Consider the following 21,433-nt stretch of genomic DNA (forward strand, 5'->3'; position numbering starts at 1 on the left):
GCGATGTCAACGACAATACCCCTGACTATCGCGAGCGGGCACGGCGATGCGCCGGCGCAGCTTTGCCTCGACGATTACTTCGCACTCCTAACGTTTCACGCGCGCTACGCGGCGGTACTCGATTCAGGCGCATGGGACGCATGGCCAGAATTCTTTGTAGAAGATTGCATTTACAAAGTCGTGCCGCGCGAGAACCATGCGCGCGGCTTGCCGCTCGCGGTGATGGATTTCGAGAGCAAAGGCATGCTTAAAGACAGAGTCTATGGAATCAAAGACACACTTTTTTTCGACCCCTACTATCAGCGCCATATCATTGGACCGCCGCTTGTGCATGCCGTGACCGGCGACCTGATCGAGGCCGAGGCGAATTACGTCGTTGTGCGCACCAAGTGCGAACAGATCAGCGACGTCTATAACACCGGGCGCTATCTCGACCGATTCCGCAAGACGCCGCGCGGTTTGCTGCTTGAATCGCGGCTGTGCATCTACGACAGCGAGATGATTCCAAACTCGCTTATTTATCCGATTTAAGGTGCCCACTATGAACGAACACTGGCACGACGTGCTCGACGCACACACGGTACTCGAACAAGGGCTCACCAGCGCGGTGGTACAAGGCCACGAACTCGCGCTTTACGCGGTAGGCGATGTGATTTACGCGAGCGAAAACCGCTGCACGCATGGAGATGCGCGTCTTTCGGACGGATTTTTGCTGGACGACGAAATAGAATGTCCGCTGCATCAGGGTCGCTTTAGCGTACGCACAGGGGAGCCGATGTGCGCACCACTGAGAACGCCGGTACGCGTGTTCCCGGTGCGTATCGAGGCCGGGCGCGTGTGGGTTGCGCTTGACGGTTCCGGCAATGGCCGTACCTGCAACGAGGAGCGTTGAATGAGCGCTTACGTAGTCGTGGAAGTCGACATTCGTGACGCCGCCGCATTCGCGGCTTATCGTGCGGTTGGCGTGCCGACGATCGAGCAATACGGCGGGCGCGTGCTTGCGCGCAGCGACGAAGCGATTTGCCTTGAGGGAAACTGGCATCCGCCGCGTATCGTCGTGATCGCGTTCGACAGCGTCGACGCGGCGGCACGTTGGCACGCATCGCCTGAATACCAGGCGGCGCGGCACTTGCGTCTTGCCGCGGGAACGACACGCAGCGTCGCATTCGACGGACTTGAAATCAACGAGGAGAACCCATCATGAGCGCATACGTCATTTTAGATATCGACATTCACGACAACGACGGCTATCAGGAGTACCGCCGGCTTGGCGCACCGACGGTTGAGCAATACGGCGGACGGTTTTTGGTGCGCGGGGGCACCGCCGAAAATCTCGAAGGGCCGTGGGCGCCGAAGCGCGTCGTCGTCATTGAATTCGATTCGGCCGAGGCCGCGCATGCCTGGCATCGCTCCGTCGAATATCAGGATGCCAAAGCGATACGCGATCGAACCGCACGAACGATCGGCATCGTCGTCGAAGGCGCATGAATCGCGTCGCACCACTTAATGTTCGGAGTCCTAACTAAGGAGCCGAGGATGAACGGCATGCAGTCAACGAAAAGCGGCGGCGCGGCACGCGTGGCCATCATCGGGGCGGGGATAGGCGGCTCGGCGCTCGCTGCGTTGCTGCAGCGAGCCGGCTATCGCACCGCGGTATACGAGCAGGCCGCGCAGTTTCTGCCCGTGGGCGCCGGCATTCACTTGAGCCCGAATCTGATGCGCGTGATGCGACGGCTCGATGTGCATCGACGAGTGCTCGCCTGCGCTCAGGAGCCTTCGGCATTTTTGAACCGCGACGCACATACGGGCGCGGTGCTTTATGCGCTGGCGCTCGGCGAAGCAGCGCATCAGCAATTCGGCGCACCGTTTCTCACTTTGCGGCGCGGCGATTTATATGCCGCGCTGATGTCGGCCGTCGCGCCCGGCACCATTCATTGGGGCAAACGTCTTGCCGGGCTCGACTGGCGCGGCGAGACGATCAACCTGGCGTTCGTTGACGGCACGCATGCCGAAGCCGACATCGTGATAGGTGCCGATGGCTTGCACTCGCGCGTGCGCACCGCGTTGCGCGGCTTCGAGCGTCCTCATTTCTCGGGGCAGGTAGCGTTTCGCGGATCCTATCCGCGCACGCTATTGGACGCTCTGCGTCCCGACGATCTGACGAAGTGGTGGGCGCACGATCGGTTTGTGCTCTCATACTGGCTCGATCGGGCGCGACATGAATTTTATTTTGCGGCGATGATGCCGCAAGCGGAATGGCCCATTCAGGCATCGTCGATGCCCGGTGATCTCGACGAGATGCAGGCACACTTCGCCGATTTTCATCCTGACGTGCGACACATGCTGGCGCATGCGCCGCATGTCTGCGTAACGAAGTGGGCGCTATTCGAACGGCCCGCTCATTTCGAGTTTGGCACAGGGCGGGTCGCGCTGATCGGCGACGCATGCCATCCGATGCGGCCGTTCATGTCGCAAGGCGCGGCGATGGCGCTCGAAGACGCCGTCATCATGCTGCGCGCATTGCTGGGCTCGAACGATTTTGCCGCGGCGTTCGCGATGTTTGCAGCTACGCGCCACGCGAGGCTTGCCGAAGTGCACGGTGTCTCGGCGGCCAACACGTTCATGCGCGGGCCGACCGATCCACATTGGGTATTTGGCTATGATGCGCTTACCGCGCACGCATCGCCGGTGCTTCCGGCATTGCCTGTCGTTCCGGCAATGGCAATGGCCATGGCGGCGTGAATCGTCACGCCCGATCGGCGCGTATCAACGCGTGCGACGGTAACGCGCTAACCAGACAACGACAAGCGTGACCGCGAAAAGCATCACGCAGCTCGCGGAAAAATCGTTGAGTGCGAGCATGTGCGCTTGGGCGTCGAGCGCGCGGGCAATCGAAGCAAGGGCGCCGTTGCTATCGAGGCCTGCATGCTGCAAGCGCGTCATCCAATCGGAAAACGCTGTGTCTTGCGGTGCGATTCGATCGACGAGATAGGTGCTGTGTACGCGTGCACGCCGCTCGAAGTAAGTCGGTGCGAGCGAGGTGGCAACGCTGGTCCCGATGCGGCGCAACGCATTTTGCAAGCCCGACGCCGCCGGTAGACGCTCGCGAGGCAATCCTGCAATCGACAGCGAGACGAGTGGCGTGATGAAAAGCGCAGTGGCCGCGCCCATCAACAGCGAGTTCCAGGCGATATCATCGATCGTTACATCGGTGTTGAACTGCATGCGCCAAAACGATGCAACCGCCCATCCGACGAGCGCCGCCGTCGCGAACCAGCGTGGGTCGAAGCGATGTTGAATGCGCCCGACGAGCGGCGCGATGACGATGCCCGCGATGCCGAGCGGCGCGGTGGCGATACCGGCCCACGTCGCCGTATAGCCTTGCTCCGTTTGCAGCCATAACGGCACGAGCACAAGTGCGCCGTAATAAAGGCCGAACCCGACCGTGACCGCAACGGTGCCCGCAAGAAAATTACGGTCCGCAAAAAGGCGTAGGTCCACGATCGGATGCTCGTCGGTCAATTCCCAGATGACAAGCGCAACGAAGCTGATTGCGCAGATCACGGCAAGCGCGCAGATCGTCGCGGAACTGAACCAATCGAGGTTGTGACCTCGGTCGAGCGTCAATTGCAGCGAGCCGAATGCGAGCGCGAGCAATACGAGGCCGACGGCATCAACCGGTGTCTTGCGCGTTGGATTATCGTGCTTGCCCAACGCGCGCACGAGGATGAAAAGCACGGCGGCGCCGGTCGGCACGTTGATATAGAAGATCCAAGGCCAGGCGATGTTGTCGGTGATCCAGCCGCCGCAGATCGGCCCGAGCACAGGCGCAACGAACGTCGTCGTTTGCCAGACTGCGAGGGCCACGTTGCGGCGCACGGGCGGAAAAACCGCAATCAGTAATGCTTGCGAAAGCGCGGTGATCGGGCCCGATGCGGCGCCTTGCAACGCGCGAAAGCACAGCAGCATTTCGAAGTTCGGCGCGAGGCCGCATAGCACCGACATGACAATGAAAAGCGTCACCGATATGCAAAAGAGCCGGACCTGTCCGAAACGCTGCGCGAGCCATCCGGTGAGCGGCAACGTGATGGCGAGCGGTGCGGCGAATGATGTGAGGGTCCAAGTACCCATGTCGGGCGATACGCCGAGATCGCCGGCGATCGTTGGCACGGCAACGTTTGCGATCGTCAGATCGAGTGTCTGCATGAAGTTGGCGATGCTGATCGCAGCGGCAACCGGAATCAGCGCGCGGCCGTGCAACGGCTCAAGCGGCAGTTTAGGTTTGCCGAACGTGGTCACGGCGTGGCCTTTTTCTTTTCGCCGGCGCCTGCGCCGTTGGCGCGGATGGTTTGCGCGATCAGTGCTTCGCCGGCATCGCGCTCATAGGCATACACGCGCGTCGTTTCCGGCACGCGACGCGGCCGGACTGATGTCGACGTGCCCGCAGCGGTATTCATCGTATTGGCCATAGCGTCGCCACGCTGCGAGCCTGTATTGACATGGACGGCCGCGGACATCGACAAGCCGATCAGCAGCGGATGCACATGCAATTCGTTCGCATCGAGCGCGATACGCACAGGCACGCGCTGCACGACCTTGATCCAATTGCCGGTTGCGTTTTGAGCGGGCATGGCCGCGAAGGCCGCGCCCGTACCCGCTTCAAAACCCTCGACGGTGCCGTGATAAACGATGTCGCTGCCGTATAGGTCGGCATGCAGTTCGACCGGCAACCCGGCGTGTATGTACCGCAATTGCGATTCTTTGAAGTTTGCGTCGACCCACACGCGATCGAGCGGCACGATCTCCATCACGGGAACACCTGGCGCGACGTGCTGACCAACTTGCACGAGCCGACGCGTCACGCGCCCGGCAATCGGCGCTCGCACTTCAGTGCGGGCCAGCGCGAGCGCTGCGTTGCGAACTTGCGCTGCTGCGGCTTTGACGAGCGGGTTCGTTGCGATGGTGGTGCCATCCACATGAGCGAGGCTCGCGCGATAAGCGGCGCGTTGAGCGTCGAGCGCTGCCTGTGCCGATGTCATCGCGTTGCGTGCATGACGCAGATCCTCGCGCGCCACCCCGCCGTCGGCGGCTAGTTCGAGGCGACGCTGCAGATCGTCTTCGCTGCGCGCGAGATCGGATTCGCGCATGACGATCTGTGCATGCTCACGTGCGGCGTCGGCGCTGGCCGAACGATAGTTGCGCACCGCATGTGCCAATTCGTCAAGTGCAGCGTCGAGCGCCACGTGCGCATCGGTGTTATCGATTTCGACAAGCGGCGTGCCAGTTTCCACCCAATCGGTGTTTTGCGCGAGCACTGAAATGGCTATGCCCGCCACACGCGGCGAGACCTGCACGACTTCACCTGCCACATAGGCGTCGTCAGTTTGCTCGATGCTGCGCGCGCCGGCCCACCACCAAATGACGCTTGCGAGTGCGAGCAATGCGAGCACCGCACCGAAGCGGCGCAAATAGTGGCGACGGTGTACGGAAAGCGCGGCCGCGGCTTGCGGATCGGAGGGCTCGCTCATTTTATTTCTTCCGATTGGATCGGAGGCGCACCGCCGAGCGCGCCGATCAGTTGCACCTGAGCAATCAGCGATGACGCTCGCGCTTCGACAGATGCTGCGCGAGCGGCCGTCAGGCGCTGCTGTGCGAGCAGCACGTCGAGATAGCCGGCAAGTCCCTTCTCGTAGCGCCGTGTTTCGATCGAAAACGCAAGGCTTGCGCGTTCGAGCGCATCATCTGCGTAGCCTCGTTGCGCAATTGCTGCTGCGATTGAAGCAAGCGTGTCGCTGACTTGCGCAAGCGCTTGCACCACGCATTCGTCGTACTCGGCCACAGCGGTGTTATAGGTGGCGATCTGGCCTTTCAGATTTGCGCGTAAGCGACCCCCTTCGAAGATCGGCAGAGTCAACGCGGGCCCGACGCCCAGCGATGCGCTGTTGCCGTGGAGCAAGGCGCGCAGTCCGAGGCTTTGCCATCCCGCGAATGCAAGCAGGTTGATGTTCGGATAAAACGCTGCACGTGCCACGTCAATCTGCGCAGCCTCGGCTTGTACGCGCGCCTTCGCTGCTGCCACGTCTGCACGGCGCGCGATCAACTCGGCGGGCAATGCTGCAAAGCGCAGCGCTTGCTTGTCGAGCAACGTCGATGTCGGCGTGATCTGTGCGCTGTAGCCGGGCCCGCGCCCAACGAGCAACGCGAGCCGGTCGCGCAACGCGACGATGCCGGCGTCATCGCGCGCGAGCGCCGCTTGAGCGAGCGGGATGGGCTCCGCGGCACGTAGCGAAGCCATGCGCATATCGAGGCCGGCTGCCACGCGCCGGTCTGTCAGTTTCAATAACGCACGATGTTGCGCAAGTGCGTCGCCAGCAATGCGACGCAGTTCGGTGTCGCGTGCGAGTTGCAAGTAGGTTGTCACGATCGCGGTCTGTAGCGCGACTCTGACACCTTGCGCCAGCGCTTTTTGCTCGTCTGCGCGAAAGGTGGCCGCACGTACCGATGCGGTGATCCGGCCGGCGACGTCGAGGTTCCAAGACAGATTTGCGAGCAGTTGCGTATCGGTTTGCCAATGTCCTGCCGCGGGTTTTGGAATCTTGTAGCTGCCGGAAAAGCGTGTCGGCTCGAGCGAGAACCCGATGCTGAGTTGAGGAAGCGAATTGGCGCGTTCAGCGTCAATGCTCGCGAGCGACGCGTTCACGCGTTCGCGCGCGACAGCCAGCGTCGGCGCGTCGGCAAGCGTGTCGGTCATCAGCTGCTCGAGCGGCGGGTCGGCGAATGCATGCCACCATTGCTCGGCGATATCGGGCCCTTGCGGCGTACCTCGAATGAGGCCGCCCATGTCGTACTGCTCAATGGACTTCATCGATTGCGCCGGCGGAACGCGGCCGAAATCTGCGCATCCGCTCATCAGCGACATCGCAATCAACAACGCGAGCCACGAGAAAGTGTGCGCCATGATGACTCTGCGAATACATTCGCCCGATATATCGTTAGACATAACTTAAGGCAGCGTGTGTTGCGACGGCAACTGGCAGAAGTGCCAGCCGGCACGAGCGTGCTTCTTGATTTGTCAAAGGGCGCCGCTTAGTGAAGCGAAGCGCCGCGTCGCACAACTGATGCGGCGCTGATGGACAGCGGTGGCGAGCCTGCGCAACAGTGGATGGTCGTCGCCCGACGCCGTCGCGGCGCTATCGCTAAAGAGATCGATGACGAGTCCACATGGATGCGCCTCGCCGTATTCGATGGTCTGAGCTGTCTGTGCGACGAGTGCCGCTTGTGCCGCAGCATCGGCCATCGCACCGCAGCCGATTACGAAAGGGGTTCGGACAGCACAGTCATCGCTGTTTGACGCGTTTGTCAGCGCAAGATCGGCGCATGCCGATGCTGCAATGGCCAGCGACGCGTGTTTGTCATCGTCGCATTGCCAGTTCGCTTTAGCATGGAGCGAATTCGTTTCGTCGATACCCACGGCAACCGGTACACCTTGTGCGCGTAGATAACGCGCAACGGCGCGCTGGCGAGACGGGTGGAAGGAAATCGCATCGGTTTGCGCGAGCCGCATGAATGCAAGAAGTTCGAGTTCGTCCTCATAGGCGCAGCGCCACTTGTTCATCTGATTGGAAGCGTCGGCTATCACGATGTCTGGTTCATCCAGACCGATAAAGACCAACAAGCGGTCATCGAAACCTTGGCGAATAGCGCGCACGCGCCGTTGCGTTCGGTAGCACATCAGCATGGCACTGCCTCCTTTTCTTGCGGGGATACGCAAATCGATTCGCTCGCGTCGCTGCGCGCATAGGCACCCAGCACGTGCAGTTCTTCAGTGACTGCCGCTAGTGCATCGAGCGCGGAAGCTACCTTCGGGTCGTCGCGATGGCCTGCGACATCGACAAAAAACCAGTACGCCCAACCCTCGCTCTGCAATGGCCGGGGTTCGAGCCAAAGCACCGAGACACCACATCGTGCGATTGCGTCGAACACCGATGCCAGTGCGCCGACCGAGTGCGCCAGGCGCACAACGACGCTGGTGCGATCGTGGCCGGTGGGCGCCGGTGCAACGCCTCCGAGCACGAGAAAGCGTGTTCGGTTATCCGCGTGGTCTTGGATTGCACGTGCTGCGATGGAGAGTCCATAAAGCTTGGCTGTTCGTTCCCCGGCGATGGCGGCACAGCGGCGCGACCGGGCGACGGTCCGCACCGCTGCCGAGTTGCTTGGGGCGGGTTCGAGCCGAGCGTGCGCCAGATGTTGTTGTAGCCAGCGCCGGCATTGCGCGAGCGCCTGTGGGTGCGCGATGACGGTGTCGATTTCCGCGATTTCAGTCGATGGCGCAAGCAGACAATGCGAGATCGGCATCACGATTTCGCCGGAAATCGGCACGCGCGTTTGCGCAAGTAGATCGAGCGTGCGCACGACTGCGCCCTCGCTCGAATTTTCGATCGGGACGACCGCAGCCTGCGCACGTCCATCGGTTAGCGCAGCGAACACAGCATCGATGCTTTCGCAGGCGAGCGCGACTTGTTCTGTGCCGATACGCGTGCGCAGCGCTTCTTCGGTGTAACTCCCGCCCGGGCCGAGGAACGCAACGGGGCTCGGCAAATCGGCGCGGGCAGCTATTGGCACAGTGTGCGGTTTGTTTTGTACCGCCCGCGGCATCGACATATGTTGCGTGCGCCGACATGCTTCGTGAAATTCGCGTTCGAGTTGTTCGACGATAGCGGCCGTTGTCATGACAGCGTCGATTGTGCCGACACCTTGTCCTGCTCCCCAGATATCGCGCCACTGTTTTGCTCCAGCGTCGGACGAGAAGTCGATGGCGGCATCGGCGGGACGCGGCAGGTTGCGCAGGTCGAAGCCAGCGGCTTCGATGCTTTGTCGCAGATAGTTGCCGTGCACGCCGGAGAAGGCATCGGTATAAACAATATCGGCGGCTCGTGCTTCGACGATCGTGCGTTTGTAGCGCTCGGAGACATTCGCTTCATGTGAGGCGAGAAAGCGCGTGCCAATATAAGCCGCATCGGCGCCCATGGCGAGCGCTGCCGCGACCGCGTGGCCGTTTGCAATGGCGCCCGACAACACGAGTGGCCCGTCATGCATGCGGCGTATCTCGCTAACAAGCGCGAATGGCGAAAGCGCGCCCGCATGTCCTCCCGCGCCGGCCGCGACGAGGATGAGTCCGTCGACGCCTGCTTCGAGCGCCTTTTGCGCATGACGGATGGTGGTGACGTCGTGCAGGATGATGCCGCCGTATCGATGCACCTCGTCGACCACTTCACGAGGCGGTGCACGCAGGCTCGTGATCAAAAGCGGCACGTGCCGGTCCATGCATACGCGCAGGTCCGCTTTGAGCCGCGTATTCGATTGATGGCAGATCTGGTTGACCGCGTACGGTCCGATACATGCGTTCGCATGTGCGGCGCGATGCGCGGCCAGCGCCTCGTCGAGTTGCGCGAGCCAATCGTCGAGCTGCTCGGGCGGGCGTGCGTTGAGGGCGGGAAACGTGCCGACGATGCCGGCTTTGCACTGCGCGAGCACAAGTTCCGGATAGCTTGCGATTAGCATCGGCGCGGCGATGACTGGGACGCGCAGTGATTGTAGCAACGGGGGCAGCATGGGGGTCGTCTCGCGAGATGTCGTTGTGTGCGTTCTAGTTACGACACCATGGCACCGCGCCGTTCGGCGAGGCGCTCATGAAAGCCGTCACGTTCCACTGCGCAGCGCGTATGTAATCCTGTGCCGACAACACCCGCGGCGTCGCGTACGCTAACTTGGTAGGTCATCATCTTGTCGTCGACGCGGATGAGTTCGGCATCGACGGTGACCTCCCATTCGGGCGGCGTCGGCTGCAAATGCTTGATCTCGAAGTAGTAGCCGACCGTCATCAGATTAGGGTCGAGCAGATGATCGGTTGCCTTCATGCAGGTTTGCTCGATGAAGATGATCATGATGGGGCTCGCGAGCGCGTGAGCTTCGCCGCCCCATTGATCGGCTAGGGAAAGCGTATCGACGCGGTATGAGGCATGTGCCTTGAGGCCGGGTGAAATTGACAAGATGGACTCCTTCGAATGAGCGACAGGTAGGAATGTGCGAGCGCGATCGTTGTCAGGCCGGCACCGTTTCGGGGATCGCATCGGCATCGATGCGTGTTTCGGCGCAGCGTCGCATCTGCGCGAAGATATTGCGCCGATGCATTTCTTCGGTGCCGCCTGCTGAAATCATCGCGAGTGCATCGGTTACGAACGCGGAGGTTGCTCCGGTTCGATAGCCATCGGAGCCGTGCAACGCGAGCAGGTCGAGCGCCGATTCGGTCAGGTCGCGAGCTGCCGACAGTTTCGCGATCGAGCAGCTTTCGAGCGCTTGCGGGTCGTGGTCGAGCAGCTGACCGAGTGCGGCCCAGGCTGTGCAGCGCGAGCGCTCGGCTCTGAGGCGGATGTCGACCAGGCGACGCTGTACGTGCTGGTGGGTATCGAGCGGAACATCAAGAACCGTGCGTGTTCTGGCATACGCAAGCGCATCGGCGAGAAACGGATGGATCACCGAAGCACTTAGGAGTGCGAAGTAGGCGCGATTCATCGAGGCGATTTGCATCAGCGACTTCATGCCGTCACGTGGTGCGCCGAGCAAGCTGCAGCGCGCAATAGGGACCGCATTGAACTCGATGTCGCCGATGGGCAAGTCACGCACACCGAGCGTGCTTTGCGACACGCTGCGCGTGATGCCCGGTGCGTCTGAGTCGACGAGCACGAGCGCCGTTGCGCTGCGGGCGCTGGGGTTGTCGGCGTTGTTATAGCGCGCGGCGACGAGCAGGATCGAGGCGTGTGGTGCGAGGCTGATGTTGTACTTGTGGCCGTTGAGGCGGTAGGTCGGTGCGGCGTCGATGTCATCGACAAGCAGCGTTTGCAACGCACGGATTTCGGTGCCGGTGCCGCGCTCGGAGATAGCGGTGGCGCCAGCATCGCCCGCCATCAGGCGTTGTAATAGCGTTGCTTGTTGTTCCGGGCTGCCGTATGAAAGCAGTGCGTGAATCAAGGTGGCTTGGTTGGCGACGGCCATACCGAAGCCGACCGAGCGCATGCTGCCGGTGAGTGCTTCGAATGCCGCGGCGAAGTCGAGCCAAGTACCGCCTTCGCCGCCGTGTTCGCGAGGCACCGGCAGCCGCCAGAGGCCGGAATCAGAGAGGGCGCGCCATGCGTTCCAGTCGAAGCCATCGCATGGATGTTGGCGGGCGTGGTGTTGGCCGATGTCGCGATATTCACACGCGAGTGCTTGCTGTCGATCGGTGAGTGCGAAGTTCATGGCTGATTGGGCGGAAAACGGTATGGGCGCAATGTAGCGTCACCCGTGCTGCGGTGAAACTGGCAGGAATGTCAGAAATAGGAAGGATGCGAATAGATATTCGAACGCGTGGGAGTTGTAGAGCGCGCGCCTTAGGGCGATGCGATGGCCACGCTGCGAAACCCAGCACCGCATCGACGCTGCCGCGGCGAGTAACGCCGCCCAAATCTCGAGAGATTGATGGCGGAGACGCCGGACTTTGTCCTAAAAGAATAGGATTCCTAACTAATTTATTTTTGAGATGAGTTAGCCGTTTTATCGTAATGAATCTGTCACAGTTAACAGTATCGATGTCGGCAAAGCGTACGTAGACTCTCCCACGATCGAATCGCAAAACCAGGGGACATGGCAATGAAGGTTAGGGAGTGGAGTGGCTGCATTAGGGAAACACTGATTTATGAGGCTCGGCGGTCATCGCAAAGGTAGCCGAGGACGTTGTAGAAAGAGGCTCACGGAAGGGATCCCAGGACGATGAAGCGGCAGATCGGTTTTGCAGAAGCGGAAAGCAAAGGCGCGAAGCGCATAACCAAGCGGCAACGCTTTCTGGCGGAGATGGAGAAGCTTGTTCCGTGGCCACGTTTGCTGTCGGCCATCGAGCCGTACTATCCGAAGGGCAAGCGAGGCCGACCGCCGATTGGCTTGGAACGTATGCTGCGGATCTACTTCCTGCAACAGTGGTACGGGCTGTCGGACGAAGGGTTGGAAGACGCGCTGTACGACAGCATCGCAATGCGTGCGTTTGCCGGCATCGATCTGGCGGTCGAGGACGTGCCGGATGCAACCACCTTGTTGAAGTTCCGCCGCCTGCTGGTCGAACACAATTTGACTCGCAAACTGTTCGACGAGATCGGCATTTCGCTGTGCGAACGCGGGTTGCTGATGAAGGAAGGCACCTTGGTCGATGCGAGGATTATCGAAGCACCACCGTCGACCAAGAACGCCGAGAACAGCCGCGATCCCGAGATGCATCAAACGAAGAAGGGCAACGAATGGCACTTCGGCATGAAGGCGCACATCGGCGTTGATGCCGACTCGGGCCTGGTGCATAGCCTGGTGGGTACATCGGCCAACGTATCGGACGTATCGCAAGCCCATGCTTTGTTGCACGGGCACGAACAGGAGGCGTTCGGCGATGCCGGCTACACCGGCGTTGAAAAACGCGACGAGATGCACGCCAACCCGGTGCAATGGCGCGTGGCTATCAAGCGTGGGAAGATCAAGGCAATGCGAGACGGTGCGCTCAAGGACCTGCTGATCCAGGTCGAGCGTACCAAGGCGCAGATTCGCGCACGGGTCGAGCATCCGTTTCATATCGTCAAAAATCTGTTCCGCCATCGCAAGGTCCGCTACAGAGGTCTAGCCAAGAACACGGCGCAACTGCTTAGTCTCTTCGCCTTGGCCAACTTGGTGATCGCGAAGAACCGGCTGCGCTCGATACATGGGGAAAGTCCGTCATGTGCATGAAAAACGCGAGCAGTTGGCCTGTATTCGAGCAAAACTCACCCCGATCACAACAAAATTCGTTCGCCGTTCTGACGCTTGCAAACTGATTCGTCGCAAGCGCTCGCGGCGAACACATAAATCAGTGTTTCCCTAGCAGCGTTGCATGACGCGCGCATACCGATTGCATATAGACGCGTGGAATTCTGCCATTTCATGGAGTCGACGAGGCGAAAGGGGCGGTTCATCATAGATTGCCGTCCGTTCTCTTTGGACAGCGAACCCAAATGTCGCTTCCGCTGACCGGTCTGGTGAACATGACCTGGTCCTGCACGCGTTGCGCGACAGCCGCCCACTTTCTCAATCGTCATGCATCGTCCGTATTTGGCGCGAGACGAACTCGAGCACGATGTCGACGAAGCGCTCGAGCGTGGGTAAATCGCGATAAAACATATGGCCCCCTTCCATTTCGTGCAATTCGACGCGTGCGGCCGCCTCGGGCGGCAAGTGATTGATGCCGAACTCGTGCACGGATACCGGGCTTCTCACGTCGTGGGTGCCTGCGAAAGTCAGCAGCCTCAAGTGCTGGTTTCTTTCCATTGCCTTGACCAGATGCGCTTGCACGCGCGCGAACTTGTTCTGATAAGGGCGCCAGTCCCACTGTGGGGCCAGCGGCTTGAGGACGACATATTCCGATCGAGGGCGATCCAGTGGTACATATCCCTTGTCGCGCAGATACTTGCTGATCAGTTGCCCATAGATGCGTGCCGCGCCCTCCAGAACGTAGGCGAACGGGTCGGCTTTGGGGGTCGTCGGCAGCGCGTCCACCTTGTCTCGTCCGTCGAGGATCGCTATCGGCTGGCCAGGAATCAGAGACGAGCAGAACTCGAGTGGCTCCACCTGCAGTGATTTCTTATCTATAAAGTACTCGGCTGGCAGTCCGATGTATTGGGAGAGCTTCTTGGCCATCTGATCGAACGCCTTCGAATTCGGATCGGTGCGGCCCATCAGCGCCGTCACATATTCGGTCCTGGCAAAATCGTCGACTTCTTTCAAGAACGCTCGTTCGTCAGTCGGGCGGGGAACGACGCCGTGATGCACCGCTGTGGCCGCGTATGATCGCAATACGAGCGCATAGGGGACGATCGATTCCCGCTCGAAGTCGCGTAGCCCGAAGCTAAATGCCCCCGAAACGAAGATGAGTCCGCCTAGCCGGACGTTCTCGTCCTCGAATCGATTGGCGATGCGAACGCCACGATGAACGCCATAAGATGCCTCCGCGATGAACCAGGCACTATGCGCCAGACGATCATGATTGAGTTTTCTGTATTGCAGAAGACCAAGCGCGGTGATCTCCGCATCGGCTTCGAGGTCGAAGTATTCCTTTTCGTCGCCGCCGGAAAAGCTGTATCCAGTAGCCGGCGACTCGACGAAAAGTATACGCGCGCCGCGTAGCAAAGAATGCGCGTTCGGGACCATCCGTTGCATGCCATCGATCCTGATGGGTCCTACACCCGCGCCGATGAACCATGCCGGGCTGCCCCCGGGGCCGCCTCCCTGAATGACGATCGTCGGTTCATCGGGGCCGGCATCCTTTCGCTCGAATTCGAGCATGCACAACTGTGTCTTGGGCTTGCCGGGCATACCCACGTAAAGTGGCGTGTAACGGCCAACATAGTGCATCGGCTGTCCGTCAACATCGACGCTATCTTCGAAGACAACGGGCGATTGTGCGATCTTCATCTTCGCCTGGTATTGTCCCAGCGCTAGCAGAGATTGAACGTCGGCGTCGTTCATGCCACGCTTTTCCAGTGCCTCGACGGCGGCTTTGCCGACCAACCCTCGACTCTGCACATCGGCCAGGAGCTCCTCGAATGCCGTTGGCGGATTCAACTGCGCATGCAGGTTCGACAGAGCCTTTTTATCTTCCGGGTCATGCACCGTCGAGGCAGCTTCGCATAGAGGGACGAGTCGCGCTGGCGACAATGATCGAGTCAGGAAGTCCTGTGAGCAATCTTGGCGTCGTTGGATGAAATAGCGCGTTCGTTTATTGCTGAGCGAGTCGTCGAAATCGCCAATATAGGCGACTATCGGCCCTTCGAATCCCAGCGTTTCTCTCACGGCCTGTGCTGCCGCTTCCGACCTCAACGACGAAGCGGCGACGGTCTGTTTGGGCAGGCGCAGTGTGGTGCCTCCCTTGCCGTCGTCCTCTTCGATCAGCCAGATACGCTGATCCTCCTCGAGCAGGACGCTCGCTGCCAGATGCGAGGATGCGCCTTCGGCCACGTATGGATGCTGCTTGTCGATTTTGCCGAGGTCGATTTCCCGAAAATTCGGCGCGGGGTGGAGCAGCTTCGAGACGGGAGGCGGTACGGGCGGTTTGATTCGCGCAAGCGGCGGGTCGCTCATTGTGAAGACCAATGTCTCGTCCGATACGCCGCCGAGCGCACCGAAGCCGCGAAATTCGGGGTCCCCGGGATTGACGCTCGTGGGAAGCGTGTAGAGACTTGGGCGCAGGTCTCGCGGCCTTACGTCGACCACCAATGGGGGTTCCAATGCGTGCGACGTTTCCCATTCACCGAGAAACGACTTGCGCGTCACAAACAGGTCGAGATCCTCCTTTCGCGCTGGGAACACGGCTACGTTGCCGGGTGGCAGTTGCGGGTCTCCCGCGAGGATCATGCCCGCTTCGTTGAGGCCGTATGCAGTCGCGCCCGACGGCAATTTTGCCCACCCGCTGCCGAGTTGTTGGTATCGCCGAAATATCGCGTCGATCACGGCGAAATTGATGTCTCGCGTGACGCGCAAGAGGGGGCGTTCGATCCGCTGGCCGAATTCGTTTTGAGAATGCACATGTGGAGGCCGGTATTCGAGCACGCCGCCGCTCAGCTGTCCGCCGCCGGAGAAAAAGACGCCCGGCCACATCGCGCTTGCCAGTTCGAGGGTGGCCCGTCCCGAAAGCGTTTTCTGCCGAAGATATTGCAGGAACGGATCGTTGGGACGGATGCCGGGGCGCAGCGGCGGATGCCCGGCGTTGGCGCCCACTTGACGGCGAAACGGCTGGAGCAGCGTCCGCTTGCGCCTGATCAGCCACTTGGCGATCGGCTCCGCGCGCGAAGCATCGTGGTACGCGCCGGCCCTCACGATCTCGCGAATCCGACGATCGCTGAAACGTCCAATGGCGATGATGCCATCCATTACAAGCCAGTTTGGCATGCTTTCAAAAATCTTGAACTCGTTTACCTCGGTCAATGGAGGGGCGAGTCTTAGCTTCCTGCCCGCGGATGCGGGCTTTAGTCTGCCCAGCGCATCGTAAAGCAGCAGACCCTCGCTCGCCTCGAGGTCGCGGACCGTGTCTTTGCTTTGAGGATCGAGCGCAATGGTCGACGCCACATGCTCGTTGCCGATCCACCTATCAGCCACAAAAAACTCGAAAACATCGTCGACGACCGATTGGCTGAAGCGTTCGAGCTGCTCGAAATCGGTCTCGAGATTGCCCTTCCAGGGCGACGCGACGTAGCCGTCGCCATTGTTGCTGCCGGCGCTTTCGCTGCGATCGTCGACAACATGCTGGTATCCGGGGACGACGGCGCCCAGTTCTGAGTACAGCCCGCCCCCAATGACCAACATGTCGCATATGCGCCCCCGCGCCTTGATGACACGCAGCGTCTGACCGTTCGCGTCCGCGTAAAAGGCAGCTGGCCAACGCCCGTGACGGTCATCGCAGAGCCAGGTTAGTTCCGAAAGACGCGGCGGTGGCCGCGGTTCACCGCGCAACGCGGCGCTTGATGTAGACAAGTCGGTCCGCACAGTCTGCGTTGTCGGCGGCGGCAACGGCGCTTGGGGCGTCTGGGCATCGGATGAACCCCATTCGCTTTGTGCGCTGATACTGCCTGCGCTCAGCCGCAGCGCCGCGAGCTGGAAACCCGAAGCGGGCCACACGGGCGAAGAGGTATTGTCGAGAGCATGTTCTTGCGTCGAGTGTGCGATTTTTCGCGCCAATTCTTTGCTGCCTGCGCCCGGCCCAATCGGTTTGAGCACGTCTGATTTCTCCGATCCAATCGATCGCGCAACGATAGAGGCTTTTCCAAATTGACCAGCTGCCGTGGCGAATCTTTGTCGTGCTTGGCGAAGGCGAGATAATTGCCCGCGAGTTTGTCGTATCGAGTGGAGACGCGACGAAAATGTTTGGTGCGATTGAAGAAACGTTCGACGATGTTTCGGGTTCGGTACAGCACGCAGCTGTACCGACGCTTGGTCTTTCGATTCGACCGTGGCGGGATGACAACCTTGGCATGTGCAGCACGAATAGTGTTTGCGAAGGCATCCGAGTCGTAGCCTTTGTCGGCGATCACCGCGCCTGCACGCAGATGCTCGACCAATTCGTGCGCGCACGAAATATCGGCAACCTTTCCCTCGACGATGATCATTCGCCGAGGACGTCCGGCTTCATACGCACGATGGTCGAGTCGATCAGCACGCGCGCATCGTTTCGAGTGGGTGCTATCGTCAGCCACCTCTGACAGTTCAGGCCCGGGTCGAGTTCGATGGAGGGCACAATGGCCACGCTCGCTCAGGTTCGCGCATCGCAAGCCTGCTGCAGGTGGAGCAGGGTGATCCGCTCGCTATCGTCCAGGATCGCCCGCTCGGCAGCCGTGTTGAGAATGCGCGGGACATCGCCCAGCAGGCCGTCGCTGGCAGCGACCAGCAGTTGTACGAAGGGGCGCTGCTGCAAGTCAGAACTGTGCCGCAGTGGCAACACTTGTTCGAAGGCGCCAAGCAGCGCCTGAAACTCGTCACATTCGCTCCAGCGCGGCAGCGCCAACGGCGTGAAGCGGCTGCTTATCTGCGAATCGGTCTGCAGTGCCACCGGTGCATCGTCGGTGCCCACCGCCACGATGCTGATACGCAGGTCGTTGGCCAGGTACTTCAACAGGTTCAGTGACGCGCGCTGTTCGCGGTAGCTGCCAGCGAGCAGATAACGGACGACATCGTCGAGCGTGACCGGGCGACCATAGTCGCGCTCCGGGAACTCTAGAGTGAACCCGTTGCGGGATCTGCTGCGATCGCGCACCCGCTGCTCGCCCTCGACAGAAATTAGGCACTCGACCGTTTTTTTAATAGTATGAATATTGTGCTGCGCGGAGCAGTGACAGGAAGGACGACATGGATACACCGGGCACCATTCGTATTGCATAGCAGCTGCGGGTGAAAAAAGGGGGGCGCATGGACAAGACGATAGTGCAGCCAAGCATGCCTATCGGCCTGCAGCGAGCTGTCGAGGCGAACGTTCCTGCGTTCCTCGAAGCCGCACCCGACGCGATGGTCATCGTCGGTCAGGACGGCCTAATCCTACTCATCAACGGGCAGGCGGAGAATCTGTTCGGCTACCACCGAACCGAGCTAGTGGGGCAGCCGGTGGAGGTTCTGGTTCCGTCCCGCCACCGGGACAAGCACCCGGCGCATCGCGCCGGCTACTTTGCCGCACCGCGTCCGCGGCCCATGGGTGCGGGGGTGGATCTGCAAGGCGTTCGCAAGGACGGGACCGAGTTCCCAGCGGAAATTAGCCTCGCCTCGATCGAGACTGATCAGGGCGTTCTTGTCACCGCGGCCATTCGCGACGTCACCGAGCGCAGGAAGGTCGAAGCGAAGTTCCGCGGCTTCCTGGAGGCCGCCCCGGACGCTGCAGTGATCGTCAACCGCGACGGCGACATCGTGCTGGTCAACTCGCAAACCGAGAAGCTGTTCGGCTATCCGCGGGCCGAGCTCGTCGGCCGGCAAGTGGAGGTGCTTGTTCCCGAGCGCTTTCGCGGTGCGCATCCGGCGCACCGTCGCGGCTACTTCGCGCAGCCGCGGGTCCGCTCCATGGGTTCTGGCTTGGAGCTCTATGGCCTGCGCAAAGATGGCACGGAGTTCCCGATCGAGATCAGCCTGAGTCCGCTCGAAACAGAGGAGGGACTGCTTGTTGCCAGTGCGATTCGCGACATTACCGAGCGCAAGCGGGCGGAGGACAAGTTCCGCGGGCTGCTCGAGTCGGCACCCGACGCGGTCGTGATCGTCAACAGGTACGGCAACATCGTGCTCGTCAACGCTCAGACCGAGAAGCTGTTCGGCTACTCTCGCCAGGTGCTGCTCGGACAGCAGGTCGAGAAATTAATCCCCGAGCGCTTCCGCCTCAACCATCCTCGGCACCGAGCGAACTTCTTCGGCGAGCCGAAGGTTCGATCGATGGGCTCGGGGCTCGAGCTCTTTGGCTTGCGTGAGGACGGCACCGAGTTCCCGATCGAAATCAGCTTGAGCCCTCTCGAGACCGAAGAGGGCACGCTCGTTTCGGCCTCCATCCGTGACAGTAGCGAGCGGAAAAAGGCCGAGGAGAAGTTTCGAAGCCTCCTCGAGTCGGCGCCTGACGCGATGGTCATCGTCGACAAGGAGGGGCGGATCCTGCTCGTCAACGCCCAGACCGAAAAGCTCTTCTGCTACGACCGCAGCGAGCTGATAGGCCAATGGGTCGAGATGCTGATGCCGGAGCGGTTTCGCAGGAAGCACCCGGCGCACCGGACGGGTTTCTTCGCGGACCCGAGAGTGCGCGCGATGGGCTCCGGGCTCGAGCTGTTCGGCGTCCGCAAAGACGGTAGGGAGTTTCCGATCGAGATCAGCCTGAGCCCCATCGCGACCCACGAGGGCATCATCGTCTCGAGTGCAATCCGCGACATCACCGAGCGCACGAAGGCGGAGCAGAAGTTCCGTGGCCTCCTCGAGTCGGCGCCTGACGCTACGGTCATCGTCGACAAGGAGGGGCGGATCCTGCTCGTCAACGCCCAGACTGAAAGGCTCTTCGACTACCAGCGCAGCGAGCTCATCGGACAACCGGTCGAAGTGCTTGTCCCCGAGCGCTTTCGCGAAGGCCATCCCGGCCACAGGGCGCACTATTTCGGCGATCCCAAGGCCCGCCCCATGGGCTCGGCTTTGGAGCTGTGGGCGCGCCGCCGAGACGGCAGCGAGTTCCCCGCGGAGGTTAGCCTGAGCCCTCTGGAGAGCGAGGGAGAAATCCTCGTTTCGGGCACCATTCGTGACGTGTCGGACCGGAAGAAGGCTGACGAGCTTCGGGCGCAGCTGGCCGCCATCGTTGATTCCTCCGATGACGCGATCATCGGCAAGAGCTTGGACGGCACGATCCGCAGCTGGAACTCCGGTGCTCAACGCATCTTTGGCTTTGCATCCGAGGAGGTCATCGGCAAGCCGATATCAATGCTCCTGCCCCCCGGCCGGCAGGGAGAAGAACCGGCCATCATCGAGCGCCTCAAGCAAGGAGAGCGCGTTGAACCCTTTGAGACGGTGCGCCGCTGCAAGGATGGACGAGATATCGATGTTTCCGTGACGATCTCGCCTATTCATGACTCACGCGGGAATGTCATCGGGGCTTCGAAGGTGGCGAGGGACATTTCCGATCGCAAGCGCGCAGAACAGGCCGTCGCACGCGCCAAGGAGGCCACCGATGCCGCCAACCGCGAGCTCGAGGCGTTCAGTTACTCGGTGGCGCACGATCTACGCGCACCCCTGCGCGGCATCGACGGCTTCAGCCAGGCGCTCCTGGAGGACTACTCCGCGAAGATTGACGATGAGGGGCAACGTTACCTGCGACTCGTGCGCGAATCGGCGCAGCATATGGCGCAGCTCATCGAAAGCCTACTTAAGCTGGCCCGCATCTCGCGCAGTGACCTGCAGCGCGAACGAGTCGACCTGAGCGGCCTCGCTCATGCTGTCGTCGAAAGGCTGAAGGTCTCGCAATCTGAGCGCAGCGTAGAGTTCTTCATTGAAGACGGATTGATCGCCATGGGTGATGGCCGTCTCCTTGGCGTCGCGCTCGACAACCTGCTTGGCAACGCGTGGAAGTTCACGTCCAAACAACCCAGTGCCCGCATCCAGTTCGCGTCGACGCGACAAGACGGGCAATCGGTATTCTGTGTCCGTGACAACGGCGCCGGTTTCGACATGGCCTACGTGTCCAAGCTCTTCGGCGTGTTCCAGAGACTGCACCCGGCAGATGAGTTCGAAGGGACGGGCATCGGCCTAGCCACGGTCCAAAGAATCGTGCGGCGCCACGGCGGACGCATTTGGGCTGAAGGTGAAGTGGCACGCGGGGCTGCCTTCTACTTCACACTGAACGAGAGGGACCCTGGAACATGAACGAACAGCACGTGATCATGTTGGTCGAGGACAACTCGAGCGACGAAGAGTTGACCATGCGTGCTCTCAGGATGAGCCACATCGCGAACAAAGTGGTCGTGGCACACGACGGAGCGGCTGCGCTCGACTATCTCTTCATGCGAGGCGACTATGCCGGCCGCGACGCCGGAGAGGTTCCGCAGGTCGTCCTCCTGGACCTGAAACTTCCCAAGATCGACGGGCTCGATGTCTTGCGCGCGATTCGAGCCGATGAACGGACTAGCCACGTCCCGGTGGTCATCCTGACATCCTCGAAGGAGGACCGGGACGTGCTAGGCGGCTATGAATTGGGTGCCAACAGCTACATCGTCAAGCCGGTCGACTTCACGCAGTTCGCCGAAGCGGTGCGGCAGTTGGGGATATATTGGCTAGTGCTCAACCAGCGGCCACCCACGATCGCGTGACGGCTTCGTGGGAGTGTCGACAGGTTCGA

At 61.0% G+C, this 21,433-nt stretch carries 18 protein-coding genes and 2 pseudogenes; 8 read left to right on the forward strand and 12 right to left on the reverse strand.

The features are described from left to right. Window positions 1-3: 3 nt before the first annotated feature. From ACSQ20_RS24170 to ACSQ20_RS24190, 5 genes are read left to right on the forward strand one after another with little or no spacing between them, the layout of a single operon-like run. Window positions 4-531 carry an aromatic-ring-hydroxylating dioxygenase subunit beta gene (locus tag ACSQ20_RS24170; protein ID WP_436024948.1) on the forward strand — a complete coding sequence of 176 codons (528 nt, stop codon included), beginning with the start codon at window positions 4-6 and terminating at the stop codon, window positions 529-531. A 10-nt stretch (window positions 532-541) separates the two neighbouring features. Then, entirely contained in the window at window positions 542-892 is a 351-nt protein-coding gene (locus ACSQ20_RS24175; RefSeq protein ID WP_436024950.1) for a non-heme iron oxygenase ferredoxin subunit, read from the forward strand. Continuing rightward, window positions 893-1,204 carry a DUF1330 domain-containing protein gene (locus tag ACSQ20_RS24180; protein ID WP_436024952.1) on the forward strand — a complete coding sequence of 104 codons (312 nt, stop codon included), beginning with the start codon at window positions 893-895 and terminating at the stop codon, window positions 1,202-1,204. Then, window positions 1,201-1,488, forward strand: coding sequence for a DUF1330 domain-containing protein (locus ACSQ20_RS24185; protein ID WP_436024954.1), 288 nt, complete (start codon window positions 1,201-1,203; stop codon window positions 1,486-1,488). Before ACSQ20_RS24180 ends, ACSQ20_RS24185 begins: the two co-directional genes overlap by 4 nt. Before the next feature lie 57 nt (window positions 1,489-1,545). After that, window positions 1,546-2,742, forward strand: coding sequence for an FAD-dependent monooxygenase (locus tag ACSQ20_RS24190; RefSeq protein ID WP_436024956.1), 1,197 nt, complete (start codon window positions 1,546-1,548; stop codon window positions 2,740-2,742). A gap of 24 nt (window positions 2,743-2,766) precedes the next feature. Here ACSQ20_RS24190 and ACSQ20_RS24195 read toward each other — a convergent pair whose 3' ends face one another. The 8 genes and pseudogenes from ACSQ20_RS24195 to ACSQ20_RS24230 form a co-directional block, all read right to left on the reverse strand. Next, a complete protein-coding gene (locus ACSQ20_RS24195) occupies window positions 2,767-4,299 on the reverse strand; it encodes a DHA2 family efflux MFS transporter permease subunit (RefSeq protein ID WP_436024958.1) in 1,533 nt (510 codons plus the stop codon). Continuing rightward, on the reverse strand, window positions 4,296-5,528 hold the full coding sequence (locus tag ACSQ20_RS24200) for an HlyD family efflux transporter periplasmic adaptor subunit (RefSeq protein ID WP_436024960.1): 1,233 nt from the start codon (window positions 5,526-5,528) through the stop codon (window positions 4,296-4,298). Before ACSQ20_RS24200 ends, ACSQ20_RS24195 begins: the two co-directional genes overlap by 4 nt. Then, window positions 5,525-6,958, reverse strand: coding sequence for an efflux transporter outer membrane subunit (locus tag ACSQ20_RS24205; RefSeq protein ID WP_436024962.1), 1,434 nt, complete (start codon window positions 6,956-6,958; stop codon window positions 5,525-5,527). The genes ACSQ20_RS24200 and ACSQ20_RS24205 overlap by 4 nt, the downstream gene beginning before the upstream one ends. A 114-nt stretch (window positions 6,959-7,072) precedes the next feature. Further along, on the reverse strand, window positions 7,073-7,738 hold the full coding sequence (locus tag ACSQ20_RS24210; protein WP_436024964.1) for a hypothetical protein: 666 nt from the start codon (window positions 7,736-7,738) through the stop codon (window positions 7,073-7,075). Continuing rightward, window positions 7,732-8,661: a prephenate dehydratase gene (gene pheA, locus ACSQ20_RS24215; protein ID WP_436025875.1), complete on the reverse strand. Its 930-nt coding sequence runs from the start codon at window positions 8,659-8,661 to the stop codon at window positions 7,732-7,734. The genes ACSQ20_RS24210 and pheA overlap by 7 nt, the downstream gene beginning before the upstream one ends. Before the next feature lie 9 nt (window positions 8,662-8,670). Further along, window positions 8,671-9,612: pseudogene (locus ACSQ20_RS24220) on the reverse strand (NAD(P)H-dependent flavin oxidoreductase); the annotation flags it as partial. A 38-nt stretch (window positions 9,613-9,650) separates the two neighbouring features. Then, window positions 9,651-10,049, reverse strand: coding sequence for a thioesterase family protein (locus tag ACSQ20_RS24225; RefSeq protein ID WP_436024966.1), 399 nt, complete (start codon window positions 10,047-10,049; stop codon window positions 9,651-9,653). A gap of 52 nt (window positions 10,050-10,101) precedes the next feature. After that, window positions 10,102-11,295, reverse strand: coding sequence for an acyl-CoA dehydrogenase family protein (locus ACSQ20_RS24230; protein ID WP_436024968.1), 1,194 nt, complete (start codon window positions 11,293-11,295; stop codon window positions 10,102-10,104). A 510-nt stretch (window positions 11,296-11,805) separates the two neighbouring features. Here ACSQ20_RS24230 and ACSQ20_RS24235 point away from each other — a divergent pair. Beyond that, on the forward strand, window positions 11,806-12,798 hold the full coding sequence (locus ACSQ20_RS24235; RefSeq protein WP_436021280.1) for an IS5 family transposase: 993 nt from the start codon (window positions 11,806-11,808) through the stop codon (window positions 12,796-12,798). A 336-nt stretch (window positions 12,799-13,134) separates the two neighbouring features. Here ACSQ20_RS24235 and ACSQ20_RS24240 read toward each other — a convergent pair whose 3' ends face one another. The 4 genes and pseudogenes from ACSQ20_RS24240 to ACSQ20_RS24255 form a co-directional block, all read right to left on the reverse strand. After that, window positions 13,135-16,404, reverse strand: a complete 3,270-nt coding sequence (locus tag ACSQ20_RS24240; RefSeq protein ID WP_436024970.1) for a S10 family serine carboxypeptidase-like protein — start codon at window positions 16,402-16,404, stop codon at window positions 13,135-13,137. Between the two features lie 497 nt (window positions 16,405-16,901). Next, a pseudogene (locus ACSQ20_RS24245) lies at window positions 16,902-17,219 on the reverse strand (transposase); the annotation flags it as partial. Beyond that, complete coding sequence (locus tag ACSQ20_RS24250; RefSeq protein WP_436025927.1) at window positions 17,201-17,341, reverse strand: hypothetical protein; 141 nt, start codon at window positions 17,339-17,341, stop codon at window positions 17,201-17,203. The pseudogene ACSQ20_RS24245 and the gene ACSQ20_RS24250, both read right to left, overlap by 19 nt. A 6-nt stretch (window positions 17,342-17,347) precedes the next feature. Beyond that, complete coding sequence (locus ACSQ20_RS24255; protein ID WP_436024972.1) at window positions 17,348-17,971, reverse strand: TniB family NTP-binding protein; 624 nt, start codon at window positions 17,969-17,971, stop codon at window positions 17,348-17,350. Between the two features lie 29 nt (window positions 17,972-18,000). Here ACSQ20_RS24255 and ACSQ20_RS24260 point away from each other — a divergent pair, with 29 nt between their 5' ends. Continuing rightward, the gene (locus ACSQ20_RS24260; protein ID WP_436024974.1) at window positions 18,001-20,961 is read left to right on the forward strand and encodes a PAS domain-containing sensor histidine kinase; all 2,961 of its coding nucleotides are present in this window, start codon (window positions 18,001-18,003) and stop codon (window positions 20,959-20,961) included. After that, on the forward strand, window positions 20,958-21,404 hold the full coding sequence (locus ACSQ20_RS24265) for a response regulator (protein WP_436024976.1): 447 nt from the start codon (window positions 20,958-20,960) through the stop codon (window positions 21,402-21,404). The genes ACSQ20_RS24260 and ACSQ20_RS24265 overlap by 4 nt, the downstream gene beginning before the upstream one ends. Window positions 21,405-21,433 lie beyond the last annotated feature (29 nt).

This window comes from Trinickia sp. LjRoot230 (assembly GCF_964253315.1).
Taxonomy (GTDB): domain Bacteria; phylum Pseudomonadota; class Gammaproteobacteria; order Burkholderiales; family Burkholderiaceae; genus Trinickia.

Coding starts and splice junctions, on each gene's coding strand:
- ACSQ20_RS24170 (WP_436024948.1), top strand. CDS start 4: ATGTCAACGACAATACCCCTGACTATCGCGAGCGGGCACGGCGATGCG.
- ACSQ20_RS24175 (WP_436024950.1), top strand. CDS start 542: ATGAACGAACACTGGCACGACGTGCTCGACGCACACACGGTACTCGAA.
- ACSQ20_RS24180 (WP_436024952.1), top strand. CDS start 893: ATGAGCGCTTACGTAGTCGTGGAAGTCGACATTCGTGACGCCGCCGCA.
- ACSQ20_RS24185 (WP_436024954.1), top strand. CDS start 1,201: ATGAGCGCATACGTCATTTTAGATATCGACATTCACGACAACGACGGC.
- ACSQ20_RS24190 (WP_436024956.1), top strand. CDS start 1,546: ATGCAGTCAACGAAAAGCGGCGGCGCGGCACGCGTGGCCATCATCGGG.
- ACSQ20_RS24200 (WP_436024960.1), bottom strand. CDS start 5,528: ATGAGCGAGCCCTCCGATCCGCAAGCCGCGGCCGCGCTTTCCGTACAC.
- ACSQ20_RS24205 (WP_436024962.1), bottom strand. CDS start 6,958: ATGGCGCACACTTTCTCGTGGCTCGCGTTGTTGATTGCGATGTCGCTG.
- ACSQ20_RS24210 (WP_436024964.1), bottom strand. CDS start 7,738: ATGCTGATGTGCTACCGAACGCAACGGCGCGTGCGCGCTATTCGCCAA.
- pheA (WP_436025875.1), bottom strand. CDS start 8,661: ATGTCGATGCCGCGGGCGGTACAAAACAAACCGCACACTGTGCCAATA.
- ACSQ20_RS24230 (WP_436024968.1), bottom strand. CDS start 11,295: ATGAACTTCGCACTCACCGATCGACAGCAAGCACTCGCGTGTGAATAT.
- ACSQ20_RS24235 (WP_436021280.1), top strand. CDS start 11,806: ATGAAGCGGCAGATCGGTTTTGCAGAAGCGGAAAGCAAAGGCGCGAAG.
- ACSQ20_RS24240 (WP_436024970.1), bottom strand. CDS start 16,404: ATGTTGGTCATTGGGGGCGGGCTGTACTCAGAACTGGGCGCCGTCGTC.
- ACSQ20_RS24255 (WP_436024972.1), bottom strand. CDS start 17,971: ATGCAATACGAATGGTGCCCGGTGTATCCATGTCGTCCTTCCTGTCAC.
- ACSQ20_RS24260 (WP_436024974.1), top strand. CDS start 18,001: ATGGACAAGACGATAGTGCAGCCAAGCATGCCTATCGGCCTGCAGCGA.
- ACSQ20_RS24265 (WP_436024976.1), top strand. CDS start 20,958: ATGAACGAACAGCACGTGATCATGTTGGTCGAGGACAACTCGAGCGAC.